General features: G+C 73.8%; 19 protein-coding genes. 8 read left to right on the forward strand and 11 right to left on the reverse strand.

Translation table 11 applies throughout. The features are described from left to right. The first annotated feature begins 71 nt into the window (after positions 1 to 71). A complete protein-coding gene (locus tag GEV43_RS06085; protein ID WP_160819839.1) occupies positions 72 to 500 on the forward strand; it encodes an anti-sigma factor in 429 nt (142 codons plus the stop codon). After that, positions 497 to 1,324, forward strand: a complete 828-nt coding sequence (locus GEV43_RS06090; protein ID WP_164717176.1) for an RNA polymerase sigma factor SigF — start codon at positions 497 to 499, stop codon at positions 1,322 to 1,324. The genes GEV43_RS06085 and GEV43_RS06090 overlap by 4 nt, the downstream gene beginning before the upstream one ends. A gap of 121 nt (positions 1,325 to 1,445) precedes the next feature. On the opposite strand, the gene GEV43_RS47140 is transcribed toward GEV43_RS06090, so the two are convergent. After that, the gene (locus GEV43_RS47140; RefSeq protein ID WP_206681075.1) at positions 1,446 to 2,090 is read right to left on the reverse strand and encodes a hypothetical protein; all 645 of its coding nucleotides are present in this window, start codon (positions 2,088 to 2,090) and stop codon (positions 1,446 to 1,448) included. A gap of 139 nt (positions 2,091 to 2,229) precedes the next feature. Here GEV43_RS47140 and GEV43_RS06100 point away from each other — a divergent pair, with 139 nt between their 5' ends. Together GEV43_RS06100 and GEV43_RS06105 are read left to right on the forward strand one after the other, a co-directional pair. After that, positions 2,230 to 3,171 (forward strand): diacylglycerol kinase family protein, encoded by a 942-nt coding sequence (locus GEV43_RS06100; RefSeq protein ID WP_160819840.1) that lies wholly within the window; start codon positions 2,230 to 2,232, stop codon positions 3,169 to 3,171. Positions 3,172 to 3,464: 293 nt separating this feature from the next. Beyond that, on the forward strand, positions 3,465 to 3,740 hold the full coding sequence (locus GEV43_RS06105; protein ID WP_160819841.1) for a WhiB family transcriptional regulator: 276 nt from the start codon (positions 3,465 to 3,467) through the stop codon (positions 3,738 to 3,740). Positions 3,741 to 4,129: 389 nt separating this feature from the next. Here GEV43_RS06105 and GEV43_RS06110 read toward each other — a convergent pair whose 3' ends face one another. Beyond that, positions 4,130 to 5,785 carry a PAS domain-containing sensor histidine kinase gene (locus GEV43_RS06110; protein WP_160819842.1) on the reverse strand — a complete coding sequence of 552 codons (1,656 nt, stop codon included), beginning with the start codon at positions 5,783 to 5,785 and terminating at the stop codon, positions 4,130 to 4,132. A 74-nt stretch (positions 5,786 to 5,859) separates the two neighbouring features. On the opposite strand from GEV43_RS06110, the gene GEV43_RS06115 reads away from it, so the two are divergent. The 3 genes from GEV43_RS06115 (at position 5,860) to GEV43_RS06125 (ending at position 8,623) form a co-directional block, all read left to right on the forward strand. After that, complete coding sequence (locus tag GEV43_RS06115) at positions 5,860 to 7,029, forward strand: 8-amino-7-oxononanoate synthase (RefSeq protein WP_160819843.1); 1,170 nt, start codon at positions 5,860 to 5,862, stop codon at positions 7,027 to 7,029. Between the two features lie 97 nt (positions 7,030 to 7,126). Next, positions 7,127 to 7,858, forward strand: coding sequence for a GntR family transcriptional regulator (locus GEV43_RS06120; protein WP_160824342.1), 732 nt, complete (start codon positions 7,127 to 7,129; stop codon positions 7,856 to 7,858). A gap of 105 nt (positions 7,859 to 7,963) precedes the next feature. Then, a complete protein-coding gene (locus GEV43_RS06125) occupies positions 7,964 to 8,623 on the forward strand; it encodes a Uma2 family endonuclease (RefSeq protein WP_309239477.1) in 660 nt (219 codons plus the stop codon). A 66-nt stretch (positions 8,624 to 8,689) separates the two neighbouring features. On the opposite strand, the gene bioB is transcribed toward GEV43_RS06125, so the two are convergent. The 3 genes from bioB to GEV43_RS06140 are packed head-to-tail and all read right to left on the reverse strand — an operon-like array spanning position 8,690 to position 12,245. After that, complete coding sequence (gene bioB / locus GEV43_RS06130) at positions 8,690 to 9,685, reverse strand: biotin synthase BioB (RefSeq protein WP_309239478.1); 996 nt, start codon at positions 9,683 to 9,685, stop codon at positions 8,690 to 8,692. After that, a complete protein-coding gene (gene bioD / locus GEV43_RS06135; RefSeq protein ID WP_160819845.1) occupies positions 9,682 to 10,413 on the reverse strand; it encodes a dethiobiotin synthase in 732 nt (243 codons plus the stop codon). Before bioD ends, bioB begins: the two co-directional genes overlap by 4 nt. After that, positions 10,410 to 12,245, reverse strand: a complete 1,836-nt coding sequence (locus GEV43_RS06140) for a carotenoid oxygenase family protein (RefSeq protein ID WP_241682804.1) — start codon at positions 12,243 to 12,245, stop codon at positions 10,410 to 10,412. The genes bioD and GEV43_RS06140 overlap by 4 nt, the downstream gene beginning before the upstream one ends. A 263-nt stretch (positions 12,246 to 12,508) precedes the next feature. Here GEV43_RS06140 and GEV43_RS06145 point away from each other — a divergent pair, with 263 nt between their 5' ends. After that, positions 12,509 to 13,012, forward strand: a complete 504-nt coding sequence (locus GEV43_RS06145) for a GNAT family N-acetyltransferase (RefSeq protein WP_160819846.1) — start codon at positions 12,509 to 12,511, stop codon at positions 13,010 to 13,012. A 150-nt stretch (positions 13,013 to 13,162) separates the two neighbouring features. On the opposite strand, the gene GEV43_RS06150 is transcribed toward GEV43_RS06145, so the two are convergent. From GEV43_RS06150 to GEV43_RS06175, 6 genes are all read right to left on the reverse strand, one after another. Further along, the gene (locus GEV43_RS06150) at positions 13,163 to 13,348 is read right to left on the reverse strand and encodes a hypothetical protein (protein WP_160819847.1); all 186 of its coding nucleotides are present in this window, start codon (positions 13,346 to 13,348) and stop codon (positions 13,163 to 13,165) included. A gap of 34 nt (positions 13,349 to 13,382) precedes the next feature. Further along, positions 13,383 to 13,595, reverse strand: a complete 213-nt coding sequence (locus GEV43_RS06155; RefSeq protein ID WP_160819848.1) for a biotin/lipoyl-binding carrier protein — start codon at positions 13,593 to 13,595, stop codon at positions 13,383 to 13,385. 317 nt (positions 13,596 to 13,912) lie between these two features. Then, entirely contained in the window at positions 13,913 to 15,265 is a 1,353-nt protein-coding gene (locus GEV43_RS06160) for an acetyl/propionyl/methylcrotonyl-CoA carboxylase subunit alpha (RefSeq protein ID WP_160819849.1), read from the reverse strand. Between the two features lie 159 nt (positions 15,266 to 15,424). Beyond that, positions 15,425 to 16,762 (reverse strand): HD domain-containing protein, encoded by a 1,338-nt coding sequence (locus tag GEV43_RS06165; protein ID WP_160819850.1) that lies wholly within the window; start codon positions 16,760 to 16,762, stop codon positions 15,425 to 15,427. Further along, positions 16,759 to 18,105, reverse strand: coding sequence for an HD-GYP domain-containing protein (locus GEV43_RS06170; RefSeq protein WP_160819851.1), 1,347 nt, complete (start codon positions 18,103 to 18,105; stop codon positions 16,759 to 16,761). Before GEV43_RS06170 ends, GEV43_RS06165 begins: the two co-directional genes overlap by 4 nt. Before the next feature lie 399 nt (positions 18,106 to 18,504). Next, a complete protein-coding gene (locus GEV43_RS06175; protein WP_160819852.1) occupies positions 18,505 to 19,434 on the reverse strand; it encodes an NAD-dependent epimerase/dehydratase family protein in 930 nt (309 codons plus the stop codon). Positions 19,435 to 19,533 lie beyond the last annotated feature (99 nt).

The following is a 19,533-nucleotide window of genomic DNA, read 5'->3' on the forward strand; positions in this document are numbered from 1 at the left end:
CGCCGAAGTCTCGCAGCGGCCTCCGCAGGCGGTAGTTTCAAAGGAGCGGGACCATCCTGCGAGGGAGTGACGTGACAGAGGAAACCGCTGCAATGCCGGCCAGTACCAAGTTGTCCGTACGCGATGTGGTGACGGTGAAGCTTCCCGCCGCCAGCGCGTACCTGTCCGTCCTGCGGACCGCCACCGCGGGGCTCGCGGCCAGACTCGACTTCACGCTGGACGAGATCGAGGACCTGCGCATCGCGGTGGACGAGGCGTGCGCGATGCTCCTCGCCCAGGCGGTGCCCGGCACGGACCTGATCTGCGAGTTCGAGCTCAACGGCGACGCGATGCGGATCTCCGTCGCGGTGCTGACCGTGGACGGGCGCGAGCCGAGCCGCGACACGTTCGCCTGGACGGTCCTCTCGTCCCTCGCGGGCGAGGTGGACGCCCGGGTCGGCGCCGACGACCGGGTGACCGTGACGCTACAGAAGCGCCGCGGCGGTGCGGGGGCCCCGTGACAGAGAAGACGACCGTCGCGGGCGCCACCGACGCCGCGGCGAGCACCGAGCGCACCGACAGCGCGGTCCCCGACCGCGCGCGGGCCCGCGCCCTGTTCGAGCGCCTCGCGCAGCTCCCCGAGGGCGACCCGGAGCGCCAGCGCATCCGCGACCAGCTCGTCGAGCTGCACCTGCCGCTGGTGGAGTACCTGGCCCGCAGGTTCCGCAACCGCGGCGAGTGGCTCGACGACCTGATCCAGGTCGCGACCATCGGGCTGATCAAGTCGATCGACCGGTTCGACCTCGGCCGCGGCGTGGAGTTCTCCACCTACGCCACGCCCACGATCGTCGGCGAGATCAAGCGGCACTTCCGCGACAAGGGCTGGGCCGTCCGGGTGCCGCGCCGGCTCCAGGAGCTCAAGCTCTCGCTCACCAAGGCGATCAGCGACCTCGCCCAGCGCGAGGGCCGGGCGCCCACGGTCAGCGAGCTCGCCGCCCACCTCCAGATGACCGAGGAGGAGGTGCTCGAAGGGCTGGAGTCGGCCAACGCCTACTCCACGGTGTCCCTCGACGCCCCCGACTCCGGGGACGAGGACGCCCCCGCCGTCGCCGACTCGCTCGGCATGATCGACGAGTCGCTGGAGGGCGTGGAGTACCGCGAGTCCCTCAAGCCGCTGCTGGAGAAGCTGCCCGCGCGCGAGAAGAAGATCCTCCTGCTGAGGTTCTTCGGCAACATGACCCAGTCGCAGATCGCCGCCGAGCTCGGCATCTCCCAGATGCACGTCTCGCGGCTGCTGGCCCGCACCCTCGCCCAGCTCCGCGAGGGCCTCACCGCCGACGAGTGACCGACGCCCGACCCCGGCGCCCCCGGCCGGCCCTCCCTGGAATCCTCGGAGCGGGCCCCGGCCGAGGGGCGCCCCGGCCGTCCCGCCGGTGGCTCCGCGCGGACGAGCCCCGTCCACCCGCCTAGGCGCTCTTGCCGCCCTTGGGGCCGTTGGCACTCTTGGGGCTCTTGGGACTCTTCGCGGCCGGAGAGCCCTTCCCGCCCCCGGCCCCCTTACCGCCCTTCGCGTTCCCGGCCCCCTTGCCGCCCTTCGCGGCCTGAGCGCCCTTGCCCCCCTGAACGGGCTCGCCGACCTTGACCTCCCGGCCCGCGCCCTTCGCCCCGCCTGTAGCGGTGCCGGTGTCGTTCACGTCGGCCGTGGCGTCCTCGTCGTCCTCGTCGTCCAGCTCCCGGTCCTGGACGAGCCACGCGGTGCTCGGCGGGCTGAGGACCGTGATCAGCGCCAGCACGGCGACGACGCCGAGCGGGACCGCGTAGAACGGCTGGTCGCTCTGCCACAGCGACCACGCCACCGGCAGCGCGAACAGCTGCGTCAGCACCGTCGGCGCGCGGCTCCACGGCTCGGCGCGCAGGATCCCCCGCGCGCAGGCGAGCATCCCGATGCCGCCCGCGAGCGCGAGGAGGGTCACGCCGATCCCGCTCATCGGGTCGACGGCGGCCCCGACGGCCGTCTCCACCCCCACGTACGCGCCGAAGGCGACGGCGGCCAGCCCTTCGGCGGCTTCGAGGGCGGCGGCGGCGATCACGGCGCTGGGACGCTTCTGCACAATCCGAAACCCTACTCGCCCCCGCGCGCCGTCCCGCCGGGCCTCCGCCCCGCCCGCGCGGCCGCCTGGAAGGGCGCGCGGAAGGGCGTTCGGCCGGTCGCCCGGCGCCGGGCCCTGCCGACATCGATACGCTGACGCCGTGCGCGCCATGCTGATCGCCAACCCGATGGCGACCTCGACCTCCCGGCGGGCCCGCGACCTGCTCGTGCGGGCCTTCGCCGGCGATCTCGACCTCGTCACCGCCGAGACCGGGCACCGCGGCCACGCGACCGAGCTCGCGCGCCGCGCGGCGGACGACGGGTTCGACGTGGTGATCGCGCTCGGCGGCGACGGCACCGTCAACGAGACCGTCAACGGGCTGCTCGTCGACGGCCCCTCCCCCGACCTGCCCGCGCTCGCCGTCGTGCCGTGCGGCAGCGCCAACGTGTTCGCCCGCGCGGTCGGGCTGCCCGGCGACCCGCTCGGCGCGACCCGGGTCGTCCTGGAGGCGCTGCGCGCGGGCCGGCACCGCACCGTCGGCCTCGGCTCCGCCTCGTACGACGGCGTCACCGAGCGTTACTTCACGTTCTGCGGCGGCGTCGGGCTGGACGCGGAGGTCGTCCGCGAGGTCGAGCGGCGGCGGGACGAGGGCGCCCGCGCCGACCCGTCGCTCTATGTGCGCACCGCCGTCCGCCATTTCTTCTCCGGCACCGACCGGAGGCGGCCCGCGGTAACGCTGGAAGTGCCGGGACGCCCCGCCGAATCGGGGCTGTTTCTCGCGTTCGTCTCCAATACCTCGCCATGGACTTTCGTCGGCAGCCTTCCGGTGAATCCGAGTCCGAAGGCCAACTTCTCCCGCGGCCTGGACGTGTTCGGGATGCGCTCGCTGGGCGTGGCGCCGACGCTCGCCGCGCTCGCGCAGATGCTGGTCGCGCGCACCCGCCCCGTTCAGGGCCGCAACGTGCTGAACGTGCACGACGCGGCGGAGCTCACATTGCGCGCGGAGCGTCCCGTGGCCTTTCAACTGGACGGCGACTACCTTGGTGAGCGAGAGCACATCGTGTTCCGGGCGGTGCCCAAGGCGGTACGGATCGTCATATGAGGCCGAACGGGCCGCCTGTTAACAACAAAGCAACCGGCCCGACCCACTGATGTGACACATGCGACACCCATACTTTGAGAATCCCTTCTCAAAGGTCTTGCGCCTGGCCAGACGCCCCTGACACGCTCAAAGTGCGCCAGCCGCCAGGGGCCCCAACGCCGTCGGCCTCCTGACACGCGGCGCCGCACAACAATCATCCCTGAGGCAAGCCATCAGCGCCCGGGGTGTGTCGCGACATGTGAAACCGTTCACAAGTGGAGTATCTCCGCCACGCTGACAGAGGAGTGGACCGCATGGACTGGCGCCACCGCGCAGCCTGCCGTGACGTGGACCCCGAGTTGTTCTTCCCGATCGGAAACACCGGGCCCGCGATTCTGCAGATCGAAGAGGCCAAGCAGGTATGCAGGCGCTGCGACGTGACCGACGCGTGCCTGCGCTGGGCGCTGGAGTCCGGGCAGGACTCGGGCGTCTGGGGCGGAATGGGCGAGGACGAGCGCCGCGCCCTCAAGCGCCGCACCGCGCGGGCCCGCGCCCGCGCCGCCGCGACCGGCCTCATGCCGCGCGCCTGACGGCCCGCGCGCACCGGCTCCCGGCGGAACCCACCCGCGAGCGGCACGCCTCCGAACCCTCCGGGGCCGGACAGCACCCGCCGCCCGCGCGCTGACATCAAGCGCCCGCGACCCCGTCGCGGGCGCTTGTCACATCCGGACACACGCCTCCCGCACACACCAGCGCCCGCCAGCCGCCACCCGCACACGTCAGCGCGGAACCGGGCACCGCACGGATCAGCGCAGGGCCGGGCACCGCCCGCACGCAGCAGCACGGGGCCGCGTGCCGACGCGGATCACTGCGGGCCGGGCGCCGCCCGCAGACATCAGCGCAGGACCGGGCACCGCACGGATCAGCGCGGGCCGGACGCCACCCGCAGACATCAGCGCAGGGCCGGGGGCCGTAGGGGTCAGCGGGGGGGTGGGCCTGGGCGGTGGTGTTCCAGTGGGACGTCCACTACGACCTCCGTGCCGCCTCCCTGGCGGGCCCGGAAGTCCAGGCGTCCGCCCAGTTCGCCGACGATCAGGGTGCGGACGATCTGGAGCCCGAGGCTGTTGCTGCTCTCCACGTCGAAGTCGTCGGGCAGCCCGACGCCGTCGTCCACCACGACCGCGATGAGGCGGCGGCCCTCGCCCTCGGGCGCGCCGTTCGCGGCCGGGGCCTCGGGCGAGCCGCCCGGCCAGTCGCCCCAGACCGCGACGCCGAACGGGTCGGCGGGCGCGTTGCCCTCCCCGTAGCGGCAGGCGACGACCTCCAGGGTGCCGAACCGGTCGGACAGCCCGTGTTCGAGCGCGTTCTGGAGCAGCTCGGTCAGCGCCATGGCGAGCGGCGTCGCGATCTCGGCGGGCAGCACGCCGAAGCTGCCGGTGCGCTTCGGTGTCACGTTCGACTCGGGGGTGGAGACCTCGCCCGCCATCTGGATCACCCGGTCGGCGATGTCGTCGAAGTCGATCAGCTCGTCGGGGGTGTGCGAGAGCGTCTCGTGCACGATCGCGATCGACCCGACGCGCCGTACCGCCTCGTCCAGCGCGGCGCGCCCCTCGGGGATCCGCAGCCGGCGGGCCTGGAGGCGGAGCAGCGCGGCGACCGTCTGGAGGTTGTTCTTGACCCGATGGTGGATCTCGCGGATCGTCGCGTCCTTGGTCATCAGCTCCCGGTCGCGCCAGCGCAGCTCGGTCACGTCGCGGCACAGCACGATCGCGCCGATGCGCGTCCCGCCGACGACCAGCGGGATCGTCCGCAGCTGCATGACCGAGCCGTGCGCCTCGACCTCCACCTCGCGCGGCGCCCGGCCGCTGAGGATCACGCTCAGCGCCTCCTCCAGCGGCTCGCCGGTGTCGCACAGCTCGGTGGTGACGGCCCCCAGCGACTCGCCGACGAGGTCGGTCGGGAAGCCGAGCCGCCGGAACGCCGACTGCGCGTTCGGGCTCGCGTACGTCACCCGGCCGGAACGGTCCAGCCGGATCAGCCCGTCGCCGACCCGCGGCGAGCGGACCAGGTTGGGCTCCTCCCCCGGCACCGGGAACCGCCCCTCGGCGATCATCTGCGCGAGGTCGCTGGCGCTCTGGAGGTAGGTCAGCTCCAGGCGGCTCGGCGTCCGGGCGGACGAGAGGTTCGTGCTGCGCTGGATCACGCCGAGGACCTTGGCCCCGCGCCGTACGGGGATCGACTCCTCCCGGACCGGGATGCCGCTGCCCCATTCGGGGTCGCCCTCGCGGACGATGCGCCGCTCCCGCCAGGCCACGTCGATCAGCCCCCGCCGCCCGGTGCGCACGACCTTGCCGACCAGGTCCTCGGGGTACGCGGTCGGGCCGGTCGTCGGGCGCATCTGCGCGATCGCGACCCACCCGGGGACGGTCGCGCCGGTGTCCGCGCGGAGCGACGGGCGGCCCCCGCCGTCGGAGGACGGCAGGTCGTCGGCGGACCGCAGCGGCACCCACAGCAGCAGGTCCGCGAACGACAGGTCGGCGAGGAGCTGCCAGTCGGACACCAGGGCGTGCAGCCACTCCAGATCGGTGTCGGTGAGGTCGGTCTGGTCGCGGACCAGGTCGGTCAAGGTAGGCACGCGACCATCATCGCCCATCGGATTTGGTGCCCGCGCGCGCGTACCGCCGCCGGGCCGCCTGGCAGGATGCCCGCATGGGACACGATCCGCTGGCCAGGTTCCGGGCGGCCGCCGCGCGCCGCGAGGCCGACGGGCTGCGGCGGACGCTGCGGCCCCGCACCGGCGACCACGACGGCCTCATCGACCTGGCGTCCAACGACTACCTCGGGCTGTCGCGCGACCCGCGGCTGGCCGAGGGCGCCGCGGCGGCGGCGCGGGCGTGGGGCACGGGCTCGACCGGGTCGCGGCTGGTCACGGGCACCACCGGGCTGCACGCCGAGCTCGACCGCCGGCTCGCCGCGTTCACCGGCAGCGCCGCCGGGCTGGTGTTCTCCTCCGGCTTCCTCGCCAACCTCGGGGCGGTCACCGCGCTCGCCGGCCCCGGCACGCTCGTGGTGTCCGACCAGGTCAACCACGCCTCGATCGTGGACGGCTGCCGGCTCTCCCGGGCCCGTACGGCGATCGCCCCGCACCGCGACGCCGCCGCCGTCGAACGGCTCCTCGCCGGACGCGACGAGGAGCACGCCGTCGTGGTCACCGACGCGGTGTTCTCCGTGGACGGCGACCTCGCGCCCCTGCGCGACCTGCACCGCGCGGCCCGCGCGCACGGGGCGCTGCTGGTGATCGACGAGGCCCACGCGTTCGGCGTCGTCGGCGAGCGCGGGCAGGGCGCCGCGCACGCCGCGGGCCTCGCGGGCGAGCCCGACGTCGTCCTCACCCTCACCCTCTCCAAGTCCCTCGCCTCCCAGGGCGGCGCGGTCCTCGGCGCGCCCGAGGTCATCGACACGCTGATCGACACCGGCCGGGCGTTCATCTTCGACACCGGCCTGAACCCGCCCGCCGCGGGCGCGGCCCTCGCCGCTCTCGACGTGCTGGAGGGCGACCCCGGCCTGCCCGCCCGCGCCCGCGACCGGGCCCGCCGGATGGCGGACCTCGCGGCCGCATCCGGTCTGGAGACGGTCGTCACACCCGCCGCGGCCGTCGTCCCGGTGTTCCTCGGCGAGCCCGGCGCGGCCGTCCGCGCCGCCGCGATCTGCGCCGACCACGGCGCGCGGGTCGGCTGCTTCCGCCCCCCGTCCGTGCCGAAGGGACGGGCCTGCCTGCGGCTCACCGCGCGCGCCTCCGTGGACGAGGCGGACCTCACCGTCCTTGCGGACGCCCTGGCCGCCGTGGCGTGCTCTACCGCCCGTAGTCTTCACACGTAACATCGGGGTCAACCGATGATGAACGTGAGGAGATGCCGTGACGGAGGTCAGGGGCGGGCCCCGGCACGGGGGCTACGAACGCGCGCCGCTCAGCGACATCGGTAGGCACCACTCGGCGCAGGCCCCCCGCATCCCCAAGTACTACAAGCTCAAGGAGCTGCTGGTCGAGCTGATCCTCTCGCTCCCGCCCGGCAGCCCTCTCCCGCCCGAACGGACCCTCGCCGAGAAGTACGAGACGTCCCGTACGACGGTCCGCCAGGCGCTCGCCGAGCTGGTCGTGGAGGGACGGCTCCAGCGGATCCAGGGCAAGGGCACGTTCGTCGCCAAGCCGAAGGTGTCGCAGGAGCTCAACCTCGTCTCCTACACCGAGGACATGCGCCACCACGGGCTGCGGCCCGAGACCCGCATCCTCGAAGCCGGGTACGTCAGCGCCGACGAGCACCTCGCCGGGCTGCTCGGCATCCGCCCCGGCGGGCGCGTCCTGCGCATCCACCGGCTCCGCCTCGCCGACGGCGAGCCGATGTCGATCGACACCTCGCACCTCCCGGCCCGCCGCTTCCCCGGCCTGCGCCGCGAGCTGCCCCGGCACCGCTCCCTCTACGAGACGCTCGCCACCGCCTACGACGTCCACCTGGCGGAGGCCGAGGAGACCATCGAGACCGTCCTCGCCACGCCCCACGACGCGCAGCTCCTCGGCGTCGACGTGGGCCTGCCGATGCTGCTGCTCTCCCGGCACGCGTTCGACTCCACGGGCCAGCCCGTCGAGTGGGCCCAGTCGCTCTACCGGGGCGACCGCTACAAGTTCATCACGCGTCTCCGCAGGTCCTGACACCTCGACTACGCTCGGCGACCGGATCACCCGTTCTGGGTACGCTTAGAACACACGTTCCCTACGATGACCCGGAGACAGATCGTGAGGGAAAGGCCACCGAGAGTGCAAACCGCCGAGATACCGCAGCATGTCGCCGTACTGCCGGACACGCCGTACGCCCTGTGGGCGAGCGGCGAGCTGCACGACTACCTGCACCTCCCCCACGACGGAACCCGCGTCGAGGTCATCGGAGGAAGAGTCGTCGTGTCCCCACCCCCCGGAGTCCCCCATGGGGGCATCGTCCAGGACGTCGCGGACGCCGTGTCGGCCGCCCGCTCCGCCGATCCGGAGTTCGCCTGGAGGACCTTGCAGGTCACCGGAATCGACTACCTCGGGACGGGCGACGGCTACATCCCCGACCTGATCGTCCTGGCCGCCGAGGCCCTCGACCGGGCCCGGGAGGCCGACCTCCCGAAGCTCGCGCCGGACGAGATCGAGCTGGTCGTCGAGGTCACCTCCAAGCGCGGCGCCGAGAACGACCTGCCCCCGGCCGACAGGCGCACGCGCACGAAGTGGAACTGGTACGCCCACGCGGAGATCCCCTACTACCTGCTCGTCGACCGCTCGCCCAAGGCCGGGCGCACGACGCTGTACTCGATCCCCGATCAGGGGGCGGCGGCCTACCTCCACCAGGAGAGCTGGGACTTCGGCGAGACCGTCCGGCTGCCGGAGCCGTTCGGCCTCGACATCGCGACCGGCCTCTGGAAGCCCTGGAAGACCTGACCGCGGGAGCGGCGCTCCGCTGAAGGGAGCGCCGGGTGCTCGTCGGGGCCCTCTCCGGGCCGTTCGCTAGAGGGTCTTGGAGAGGGCCTTGATGGGCATCTGGAGGTCGGTGAGGAGTGCCAGGTCCTGCTCGGCGGGGCGGCCGAGGGTGGTCAGGTAGTTGCCGACGATGATGGCGTTGACGCCGCCGAGCATGCCGTCGCGGGTGCCGAGGTCGCCGAGGGTGAGTTCGCGTCCGCCGGCGTAGCGGAGGATCGTGCGGGGCAGCGCGAGGCGGAACGCGGCGATGGTCTTGAGGGCCTCGGTGCCCTCGACCAGCGGCAGGTCGGCGAACGGGGTGCCGGGGCGGGGCGCGAGGAAGTTGAGGGGCACCTCGTCGGGGTCCAGCTCGGCGAGCTGGGCGGCGAACTCGGCGCGCTGCTCGACGGTCTCGCCCATGCCGACGATGCCGCCGCAGCAGACCTCCATGCCCGCCTCCTTGACCATGCGGAGGGTCTCCCAGCGCTCCTCCCACGAGTGGGTGGTGACGACGTTGGGGAAGTGCGAGCGGGCCGTCTCGAGGTTGTGGTTGTAGCGGTGGACGCCGAGGGCCGCCAGCTCGTCCACCTGGGCCTGGGTGAGCATGCCGAGCGAGCAGGCGATGTTGATCTCGACGGCGTCGTTGATGGCCTTGACGCCGTCGCGCACCTGCGACATCAGCCGCTCGTCGGGGCCGCGGACGGCGGCGACGATGCAGAACTCGGTGGCGCCCGTCTCTGCGGTCTCCTTCGCCGCCCGCACCAGCTCGGGGATGTTCAGCCACACCGAGCGGACGGGCGACTCGAACTGGCCCGACTGCGAGCAGAAGTGGCAGTCCTCGGGGCAGCCGCCGGTCTTCAGGGAGACGATCCCCTCGACCTCCACCTCGGGCCCGCACCAGCGCATCCGCACGTCGTGGGCGAGGGCGAGCAGGTCCGCGACCCGATCGTCCGGAAGGGTGAGGCACTCCAGGGCCTGTGCCGCCGTCAGGCCCCTGCCGCCTTCCAGCACCTGCTCGCGGGCCACGTCGAGGATGTCGGTCACGGGTTCTCCTTTGTGAGGCCGCAGCCGTCGCGGAACGCGGCGGCGTCGAACGAGCCCCCGAACAGCGGGGACAGCCCCCGGTGCGCGGCGGCGAGGAACTCGGCGGGGTCCAGGGCGCCCGCCCCGGCGGGGAGCGCCCCGGCGAGGGGGCGGGCCGCGATGGTCTCCAGGTCGCGCACGTTGCTGCGCATCGCGAGGTCGGGCTCGTCCGGCCACGCGCCGATGACGACGCCCGCGAGCTGGACGCCGCGGTGCGCGAGGGCCTCCAGCGTCAGCGCGGTGTGGTTGAGGGCGCCGAGGCCCGGACGGGTCACGACGACGACGGCCGCGCCGAGCCAGCGCGCGAGGTCGGCGACCGTGCCGCCCTCCTCGTCGAAGCGGACCAGGAGGCCGCCCGCGCCCTCGATGAGGACGAGCCGGCGGCTGCGCGACAGCTCCCCGACGCTCTTGGCGACGTCGGCGAGCCGTACGGGCGGGGTCCCGGAGCGCCGGGCCGCGGCGGCGGGCGACAGCGGGTCGGGGAACCGGGCGAACTCGTGCACGTCGTCGATCGCGGCGAGGCGTCGGACGTCGTCCAGGTCGCCGGGCTCGCCGGGCGCGACGCCCGTCTGCGCGGGCTTGACGACGGCGACGGGCGCTCCGCGGGCGGCGGAGAGCGCCGCCAGCGCGGCGGTCACCACCGTCTTGCCGACCCCGGTGCAGGTTCCGGTCACCACGAGCACGCTCACGAACGGCAGATTAGCGCGGGGGCGCTAGAGCGGCGCTCGCAGAACCCCACAGTCTTCAGCGAGCGTTTTTTGTAAACGCCCGAGCGAGGGCGGGCGCGCCGGGCCGGGACCGCTGCGCACGGCCGCGGCCTACCGGTCCGGATCGGCGAGTTCGGCGGCGACCTCCCGGGCCACCGCCGCGAGGTCCGGCGGGAGCTGGTCGAGGCGATCGTCCAGGTCGTCCGCGAACGAGAGGCGGTCGAGACCGGCCGGGCGGGACGGGCCTCGGGCATCCAGGCCGAGTGGATCAGGAACGGGACGGTCGTGCCGCGCGGCGGGGCGAGGACAGCGACGGGGCCGCGGGCGACATCGGACGCGTCGAACAGTTCGACGCGGAACCGGTCGTCGTTGTGGACGGCCACGACGAGGTAGCCGTCATGGCCGCCGGGACGTTCGCCCGCGTAGCGGGAACGGCCGGGCGCCCCCAGGCCGCGCGGAACGAACGCGGGCGAGGTCGGGTAGTCGTCCAGCGCGTACGTCCACTCCGCGAGCGGCTTCAGGTCGTCGCGGTCGAAGGTGACGAGGACGGCGGGGGTCTCCTCCTTCGGGAACAGGGAGGTGTCGATCCGGTCGCCGTAGTTGGCGAGGGCGCGGCGGTTGACCGCCTCGGGATGGAAGCCGAGGAAGACCATGTGATGGCGGGTCGGGTCGAGCTGCCCCTCCCCGCTCCAGTCGATCGCGGACAGCTCGGCCTGCCACCAGCGCTCCGGGTCGTACGCGCGGGCGCGCTCGCGGACCTCGCCCGTCTCGGGGTCGAAGCGGAGCACGGTCGTCAGCGCGGGCGTCATGCCGTGGCAGTACATGCCGCGCAGCGCCGGGTCGACGGGGCGACCGAACGCGTCGACGTCGTCCTCGCGCAGGTACATGCCGATGTCGACGCCTGGCGTGTGCTCCATGACGACCTGGACGCCGTCGGAGTCGTCGTACCGGGCGTAGAGGTGGTTCACCTCGGGGGCGATGTGGAACGTCCGGCACGCCACGGTCGTCCGGGCCGGGTCGGGGTCGTCCAACTCGGCCTTGCGGACCAGCAGGACGGGTCCGCCGGGGTTGTTGGCGACGGTCCGGTCCGCGCCGAAGACCTCGTCGGTGTCGATCTTGTACGCGGTGTCGGCGAGCACCAGCCAGTCGCGGGTCTGGGTGACGGTGTGGGTGGCCTGCGGGAGCGCCGCGCCCTCGACGGCCCAGCGGCGCACGTGCCGGCCCGTTCCGTCGTAGCGGATCACCGAGACCGCGCCGGTCAGCACGTCGCGGCTGACGCTCCACAGGCAGCCGCGCTCGGGGTCGACGACGGGGTGCGCGGACGACGACACCAGCGGCAGCACGGCCTGGTCGATCGCGGGCTTCCAGTCGTCGCGGTGCCCGACCTCCGCGACGAACGCCAGGGTGACCGGGTCGATCTCGACGGGACGGCCCGCGTCCCAGGTCGCGAACAGCCGGTCGCCCCACGGCAGCGGCGCGGTGTTGGCGCAGTTGACGAACCCCCACGGCGAGCTCGTCCCGACCGGCCCGGCGGTGAACAGGTCGGGGCGCTTGCGGCGCAGCCGCACCGACGGGGTGTCGATCACGCGCGGGCGCCACGCCCACCGGCCGCCCGGGGCGCCGTCCGTGCCGGGGCGCAGCGCGAGCCGGACCATGATCCCGTCGCCGAAGAACGCGTGCACGGGATGGGTGCGCTGGTCGGGCGTGCTGACGACGAGATGCCCGGTGACCTCGTCCGGCCAGGAGCCCGCGACGAGTTCGAGGTCCAGGTCCGCGACGTCGTCCTTGCCGAGGATCGAGCGGGGAATCGGCATCACGCCTCCACAACGAGCGGTCGCCGCCAATCAACCGCGCCGGACCGGGCGTCGTCAACCCCCTAACGACTATTGCGCGAACGGCGGCGGGCCGGAGCGGCCGCGACGGACAAACAAGGATTCATCCCCCATAGACGCAGATACTCTGATCCGGCACGATCTCTACATGGTCGTGGGCAGAAACGGCGCCAGGGGGCTGGAGAGACACCCGATGAACATGTTCGACGGTCGCGGTCCGTCCCGCGGAACGCGAAGCGCGGCCGATGACTGAGGCGCGCCAGGAGGTGGCCGTCCGCCTCGCGCGGCCCGAGGAGTACGGCGCGGTGGGCGACCTGACCGTCGAGGTGTACGTGCACGGCGGCCTGGTCTCGCCCGCGTCGCCGTACGTCTCGACGCTGCGCGACGCCGCCGACCGCGCCGCCAAGTCCGAACTGCTCGTCGCCGAGGTCGGCGGACGGCTCGCCGGGGCGGTGGCCTACTGCCCGCCGGGCAGCGCGTACGCCGAGCTGGCCGGGCCGGACGAGGCGGAGTTCCGCATGCTGGCCGTGCTGGACCGGGCGCGCGGCCATGGCGCGGGCACGGCCCTCGTCCGCGCGTGCCTGGACCGGGCTCGCGCCGCGGGCCTCGTCCGGATGCGGCTCACCACCCAGCGCAACATGGCCGCAGCGCACGCCATCTACGAACGGATGGGCTTCACCCGCACCCCCGACCGCGACTGGACGGCCCCACCCGACGTCGACCTCATCACCTACGTCCTAGACCTCTGACCCCGGCACCCGAGCGGCCGACGACGGCACGGCCCCAGGCGAACGGCCGCCATAACAGCACGGGGCCAAGCGAACGACCGCGCCGCAACAGGTCGAACGGACCCGCGTGGGCACGGCCGCGGGTACGGGCCAGGACCCCACCGGGGCGGGTCAGGTCGAGGTCAGGTCGCCGTGCTGGGAGCAGCGGGCCGTCCATCCGGCGGGGGTGACCTGGACGATCATGCGGCGGCGGCAGCGGGCGCAGTAGCGGGGCGGCTCCATCCGGCGGGCGGCGCGGCACGCCGCGTGGCCGCCCTCTCCGGCGGGCTCGCCGCAACGGTCGCAGTAGCTCTCCACGTCCGCAGGGTACAGCGGCGCGGCCGGCGGCCCGCTACTCGACGACCGCGATCAGGTCGCCCTCCTGGACGACGGCGCCCTCGGCCACGGCCAGCGCGGCGACGGTCCCGGCGTCCTCGGCGAGCACGGGGATCTCCATCTTCATGGACTCCAGGACGACGAGCGTGTCGCCCTCGGCCACCCGGTCGCCCTGGGCGACCTGCACCTGCCACACGCTGGCGACCATCTCCGCGCGAACCTCGGCCACGGACGCTCCCCTCTCCGGCCGCGCCGAGCGTCCCGCCCGGCGCGTGAACTGACGCACAGCCCCGGCGCACCACTCTGCCCGGCAGACCTCAAGCCCGCCTTGCGCGCCCGGCCCCCAGCCCCACGCGCCCGGCCCGCAGCCTCGCGCCCGGTCCAGCCGTGCGCGACCGGTCCCCAGCCCTGCGCGCCCAGCTCCCAGCCCTGCGCGCCCGATCCCCAGCCTCACGCGCCCGGTCCGCCACGTACGCGGGCGGCCCTCAGCCTTCGCGCCCGTCCGCAGCCCTGCGCGCCCAGCCCCCAGCCTTGCGCGGCCGGGCCTCAGGTCGTTCGCATTCGGTCTACGAGTCCGGTGTCGTATGTGCCGTCCACGAACTCGGGGTGGTCGAGTAGTTCGGCGAGGAACGGCAGGTTGGTCTCCGGGCCCTCGATGCGGAACGCGTCGATCGCGGTGCGCGCCCTGGCGAGTGCGGCGGGCCGGTCGTCGCCGCGCACGCACAGCTTGGCGAGCAGCGGGTCGTAGTGGGCGGTCACGGCGGTGCCCTCGGCGTAGCCGGCGTCGATGCGGATGCCGTCGCCGACCGGCTCCTCCCACACCTTGATCTCGCCGAGCCCCGGCAGGAACCGCCGCGGGTCCTCGGCGTACACCCGGAACTCGATCGCGTGGCCGAGCGGACGGGGCGGCCCGGCGAACGACACGGGCTCGCCCGCCGCGATGCGGAGCTGCTGCTCCACGAGGTCGATGCCGGTGAGCATCTCGGTGACGGGGTGCTCGACCTGGAGGCGGGTGTTCATCTCCAGGAAGAAGAAGTCCTGGGCGAGGGGGTCGACCAGGCACTCGACGGTGCCCGCGCCCCGGTAGCCGAGGACCTCCCCGGCGCGGACGGCGGCGGCGAGCAGCCGTTCGCGCAGGGCCGGGGTGATACCCGGCGACGGGGCCTCCTCCACCACCTTCTGGTGGCGGCGCTGCACCGAGCAGTCGCGCTCGCCGAGCGGGACCACGGTGCCGTCGGCGAGGCCGAGGATCTGCACCTCGACGTGCCGGGCGCCCTCCACGTACCGTTCGAGCAGGATGTCGGGCGCGCCGCCGGACGTCCCGAGGAACCGTTCGGCGTCGGCGCGGACGGTCGCGAACGCGCGGCGCAGCGCGGCCTCGTCGTGCGCCGCGGCCAGGCCGATGCCGCCGCTGCCCGCGGCGGCCTTCACCATCACGGGGTAGCCGATCCGCTCGGCCTCCTCGGCGGCGGTGTCGGCGTCGGGCACCGGCTCCCAGACGCCGGCCGCGACCGGGACGCCCGCCTCCTTCATCAGGTTGCGGGCGTTGATCTTGTCGGCCATCCGGGCGATCGCGAGCGGCGGCGGGCCGACCCACACCAGCTCGCGCTCGATCACGTGCCGGGCGAACTCGGCGCTCTCGGCGAGGAACCCGTAGCCGGGGTGGACGGCCTGCGCGTTCGTCCGCTCGGCCGCCTCCAGGATCGCGGCGACGTTGAGGTAGCTGCGGCCGGGCGGGGCCGGGCCGATCAGGATCGCCTCGTCGGCCTCGGCGACGAACGGCAGGTCGGCGTCGGCGTCGGAGTAGACCGCGATGGCCTTCAGCCCCATGGCGCGGACGGTGTGCACGATCCGGCTGGCGACCTCGCCGCGGTTGGCCACGAGCACCGACTCGAACACCGGGCCTCCCTCCGTCACAGCCGGGCGGCCATCGCACCGGACGCCGCCGAGACTAGTGGGCGCGGGGCCCTCCGGTGGACCATGTCGGCGACGAAGACCCGTCCGAAAGACGGCCGGAACGTTCCGGGCCGTACGGCGCGCCCGGCGGGGAGGGGCGCGTCACAGACGGGGGCGGCGGTCGACGACGCGGCTGAGCGCCTCGACCACGGTCGGGTCGTACTCGGACGCGGAGTCGAGGCGGAGGCGTTCCAGCACGGCCGCGCCGCGGTCGCGGTCGCCGGAGTCGCCGACGAGGTCGTCGTAGGCGTTGGCGACCTTGATGATGCGCCCGGCGAGCGGCGGCGGCAGCGGGCGCGCGGCGGCGGGGTCCTCGCCGGCCGTTCCGGCGTGGCCCGTCCGGTAGGGGTGGGACGAGAGCCGGACGATGTAGGCGACGCGGTCGAGCACGCCGGTCTGCTTGATGACCTCGGCGCCCAGCTCGGCGATGCGGCGCTGCTCGCTCGGCGACGCGAGCACGGTCGCGCCGCCCGGGATCGGGTCGCCCAGCGAGAGCTGCCCGATGTCGTGCATGAGCGCCGCGTACTCCAGCTCCAGCAGCTCCTCCTCGGACATGCCGAGCTCGCGGCCCATCGCGATCGCCAGGCGCGAGACGCGGCGCGAGTGGCCGGTCTCGACGTAGCCGCCGACCTCGGTGACCCGCGACAGCGCCCGGACGGTCTGGAGGTAGGTCGCGCGGATGCCCGCGTAGCGGCGGAACGCGAACTGCGTGACCAGGATCGGCACGGTGAACACCAGCAGCGCCGCCGGGCCCATCACCGTCGTCGCGACCGCGATCAGCATGGCGGTGGCGCTGGTCGCCGCGCACAGCGCGAGCTTGGCGCGGATCTCGTCGCGCAGCGCGATCCCGAACCTGGCCCGTACGGTCTCGGCGCGGATCATCGCGGCGGTCACCACGTCGGTGAAGCACGAGACGACGACGACCACGCCCATCACCGCGAGCAGCAGCCGCCAGTCGAGGTGCAGCCCGAGGACGGGACGGAAGCACAGGGCGACGACCGCGACGGTCAGCAGCCGCCTGGCCATCGCGTCGAACCGCGGGCTGCGGCCGACGGCGATGTGCGGCAGCGATCCGACCAGCATCCCGGCCGCGGTGACCGCGACCACCTGGAGCGGGGAGTGGCGGGCCGCGACCACGCCCAGCCAGTCGTCGGCGGCGGCGCCCTCGGGGCCGACGCCGACCAGCAGCGCGTAGCCGATCGCGCCCGCGCTCGCGATCGGGGCGACCTCCCGGTTGCCCGGCATCACCATCCGGAACAGCTCGCCGAGCGCGATCAGCACGCCGAACACGATCGCGACGTCGGGCTGCTCCAGCCGGGCCGCCGCGACCTGCGTGACCGCGACGATCACGATCAGTCCCGCGGTGGCGATCAGCAGGAGCTGGCCGGAGTCGATCGTCTGCCAGGCCGCGCGCTCGCGGCCGTGCGGCTGCGCGCTCACCGGCGGACGCCGTCGCCCGCCACCCGGATCGGGGTGCTCGGGTCGTCGTGGTCCTGCTGGGTGGTCTCGACGACGTCGTCGTCCGGGAGCACCACCGGCTGCGGCGGCTCCCACCCGTCGCGGCCGAGCGCCCGCAGGAACGCCTCGACGATCGCCGGGTCGAAGTGGTCGCCCATGCCGCGGCGCAGCTCCTCGACGGCCTCCTCGATCGTCCTGGCGGCCCGGTAGGAGCGGGTGGAGGTCATCGAGTCGAACGCGTCGGCGACCGAGATCACCCGGGCGAACTCGGGGATCTCGTCGCCCGCCAGGCCCATCGGGTAGCCGCGGCCGTTCATCTTCTCGTGGTGGTGCATGATCCCGGCCAGCGCCTCGTCCAGGAACCCGATCTCGCGGACGATCTCCAGCCCGCGCATCGGGTGCAGCTGGATCGCGGCGAACTCCTCCTCGGTCAGCGACCCCGACTTCTGGAGCACCTTGGTCGGGACGCCGAGCTTGCCGACGTCGTGCAGCATCCCCGCGTAGCGGATCGCCTCGACGCGGTCGGCCCGCATCCCGATCTCCTGCGCGATCATCACCGAGCCGCGGGAGACCCGTTCGGAATGGCCGCGGGTGTAGTAGTCCTTGGTCTCGACGGCCTGGCAGAGCGCGGCGAGGGTGGCGGCGTGCGCCTGCTGCTGCGCGTGCGCCTGCTCCATCGCCCAGCGGGCGATGAACAGCGGCAGCAGCACCAGCACGGCCGCGAACGGGCCGACCCGCTGCCACAGCCCCGCGATCAGCAGCCCGAACATGCCGTAGCCGAGGCAGCCGAAGGCGAGCTGGCCGCTCTCGCGCAGCAGCTCGCGCAGCTCGGCCTGCCGGCTCAGCAGCAGCACCCCGCCCATCAGGGTCAGGTTGACCAGGACGAACGTGCCGAGCGCGCCGAGGAACGGCACGCTGACGTGCTCGACCCACCGGGGCTGGCGCGGCTCGTAGCGGTGCCCGCCGAGCAGGTCGAACACGACCCCGGCGGTGTAGCCGCTGAGTGCGAACTGCGCCCCGTTGAACAGCCGCTTGACCGGCGCGAAGAAGCGCTGCCCGGTGACCACCGCGCACAGGCCGAGCAGCGCCGCGCCCGCCGGGCCGAGCAGCACCACGCCGGCCAGGCTCGCGGCGAAGCTGAGCGACACCCTCGCCCGCTCGACGTTGAGCTGCGCCGGCGCGGAGTCGCAGATGAGGAACAGCACGGCCAGCACGGCCAGCTTGTACCAGTCCAGCTCGTGGAAGGACGACGTCGCGATGAGGCCCGCCGCGAGGGCGGCCACTCCGCAGACGTACGCCCAGGCAGCGAGAGGTAGTCCACGCATTGCCGCCCCCTCGGGAGTGACGAATGAGCGGGCCGCCGCCAGGATCGTCAGCGCCGGCCCGCGGGACCGGCCTCCGACTAGACCCAGGACACGCCCTTGGGCATCTTCAGCGACGACGACGTCATGGCGCGCCGGCCGAGACCGGACGTCGTGACACGCTCGTGCATGGCTCCTTGCCTCCCCCCGTATCCGGGTCGCCCGGACCGCTCTGGTCCGGCCGCCCGGACCGGCACGGTCCAGGCCACCCGGGCCAGCGCATACCCACTTTTCGGGCGGGCACACGCCTGCTCCCGTCGCTGATTTCGGCACAAGCCTAACGCGGGATGCCCAGGTCACACAGGCATGCGGCGAATCGTGAGCAAAGCGTGAAGCAATCGTCACCTTAGGTGATCATTCGCCTCACGGGATCGTCCGGGCGGCGCGCTCGCGCGCCCAGGCGACGGTCTCGGCGAGCCCCTCGCGCAGGGCGACGCGGGGCTCCCAGCCGAGGTCCCGGCGGGTCGGCCCGGGATCGACCGACATCGCGGGCAGATCCCCCAGGCGCGGCGGGGCGAACTCCGGCTCGTCCGGCGCGCCCGCCGCCTCGGCGACCAGCGTGTGCAGGGCGCGGTCGGTGGTCTGGAGGCCGGTGCCCACGTTGAAGCGCCGCCCGCCGCCCCGCTCTCCCGCGGCGCGCGCGAACGCGTCGACGACGTCGAGGACGTAGACGTAGTCGCGGGTCTGCCGGCCATCGCCGAACACCCTGGTCGGCCGGCCGGCCAGCAGCGCGTCGGTGAAGATCGAGATCACGCCCGCCTCGCCCTCGGGGGTCTGCCGCGGGCCGTACACGTTGGCGAGGGTGAGCGTGGTGACGTCGATGCCGTGCAGCGCCCGGTACATCCCGGCGTACACCTCGCCCGACACCTTGGACGCCGCGTACGGCGACGCGGGCCGCAGCTCCGCGTCCGGCGGGACGGGCAGCGCGTCGGGCACGCCGTAGACGGCGCAGCTCGACGTGAACACCACCTTGCGCGCGCCGGCCGCGCGGGCGGCCTCCAGCACGTTGGCCGTGCCGGTGACGTTGACCCGCGCGTCGTGCAGCGGGTCGGCGACGCTGGCGCGCACGCTGACCTGGGCCGCGAGGTGGCACACGACCTCCGGGCGCCGCCCGGCCGCCCGCTCGGCGAGGGCCGGGTCGGCGACGTCCATCTCCCAGAACTCGATGTCGGAACGGGTGTGGGAGCCCGACGACAGGTCGTCCACGCCGATGACCTCGTGGCCGTCGGCGAGGAGCCGGTCGACGAGGTGGGACCCGATGAAGCCGGCCGCGCCGGTGACGAGTGCGAGCACCCGAGCACGATATCCGCAACGCAACGGACCGTCCCGCAGCGCCGCCGGTGCCGCCGTACGCCCGATCGTTCAGCGCCCGATCGTTCAGCGCCCAGCCGT

The sequence above is a fragment of the Actinomadura sp. J1-007 genome, assembly GCF_009793335.1.
GTDB classification, from domain to species: Bacteria; Actinomycetota; Actinomycetes; order Streptosporangiales; family Streptosporangiaceae; genus Spirillospora; species Spirillospora yumaensis.

Bases quoted from the DNA above. Each gene is read 5' to 3' on its own strand.
- GEV43_RS06105 (WP_160819841.1), top strand. From the start codon at position 3,465: ATGGACTGGCGCCACCGCGCAGCCTGCCGTGACGTGGACCCCGAGTTG.
- GEV43_RS06115 (WP_160819843.1), top strand. From the start codon at position 5,860: ATGGGACACGATCCGCTGGCCAGGTTCCGGGCGGCCGCCGCGCGCCGC.
- GEV43_RS06140 (WP_241682804.1), bottom strand. From the start codon at position 12,245: ATGCCGATTCCCCGCTCGATCCTCGGCAAGGACGACGTCGCGGACCTG.
- GEV43_RS06145 (WP_160819846.1), top strand. From the start codon at position 12,509: ATGACTGAGGCGCGCCAGGAGGTGGCCGTCCGCCTCGCGCGGCCCGAG.
- GEV43_RS06170 (WP_160819851.1), bottom strand. From the start codon at position 18,105: ATGCGTGGACTACCTCTCGCTGCCTGGGCGTACGTCTGCGGAGTGGCC.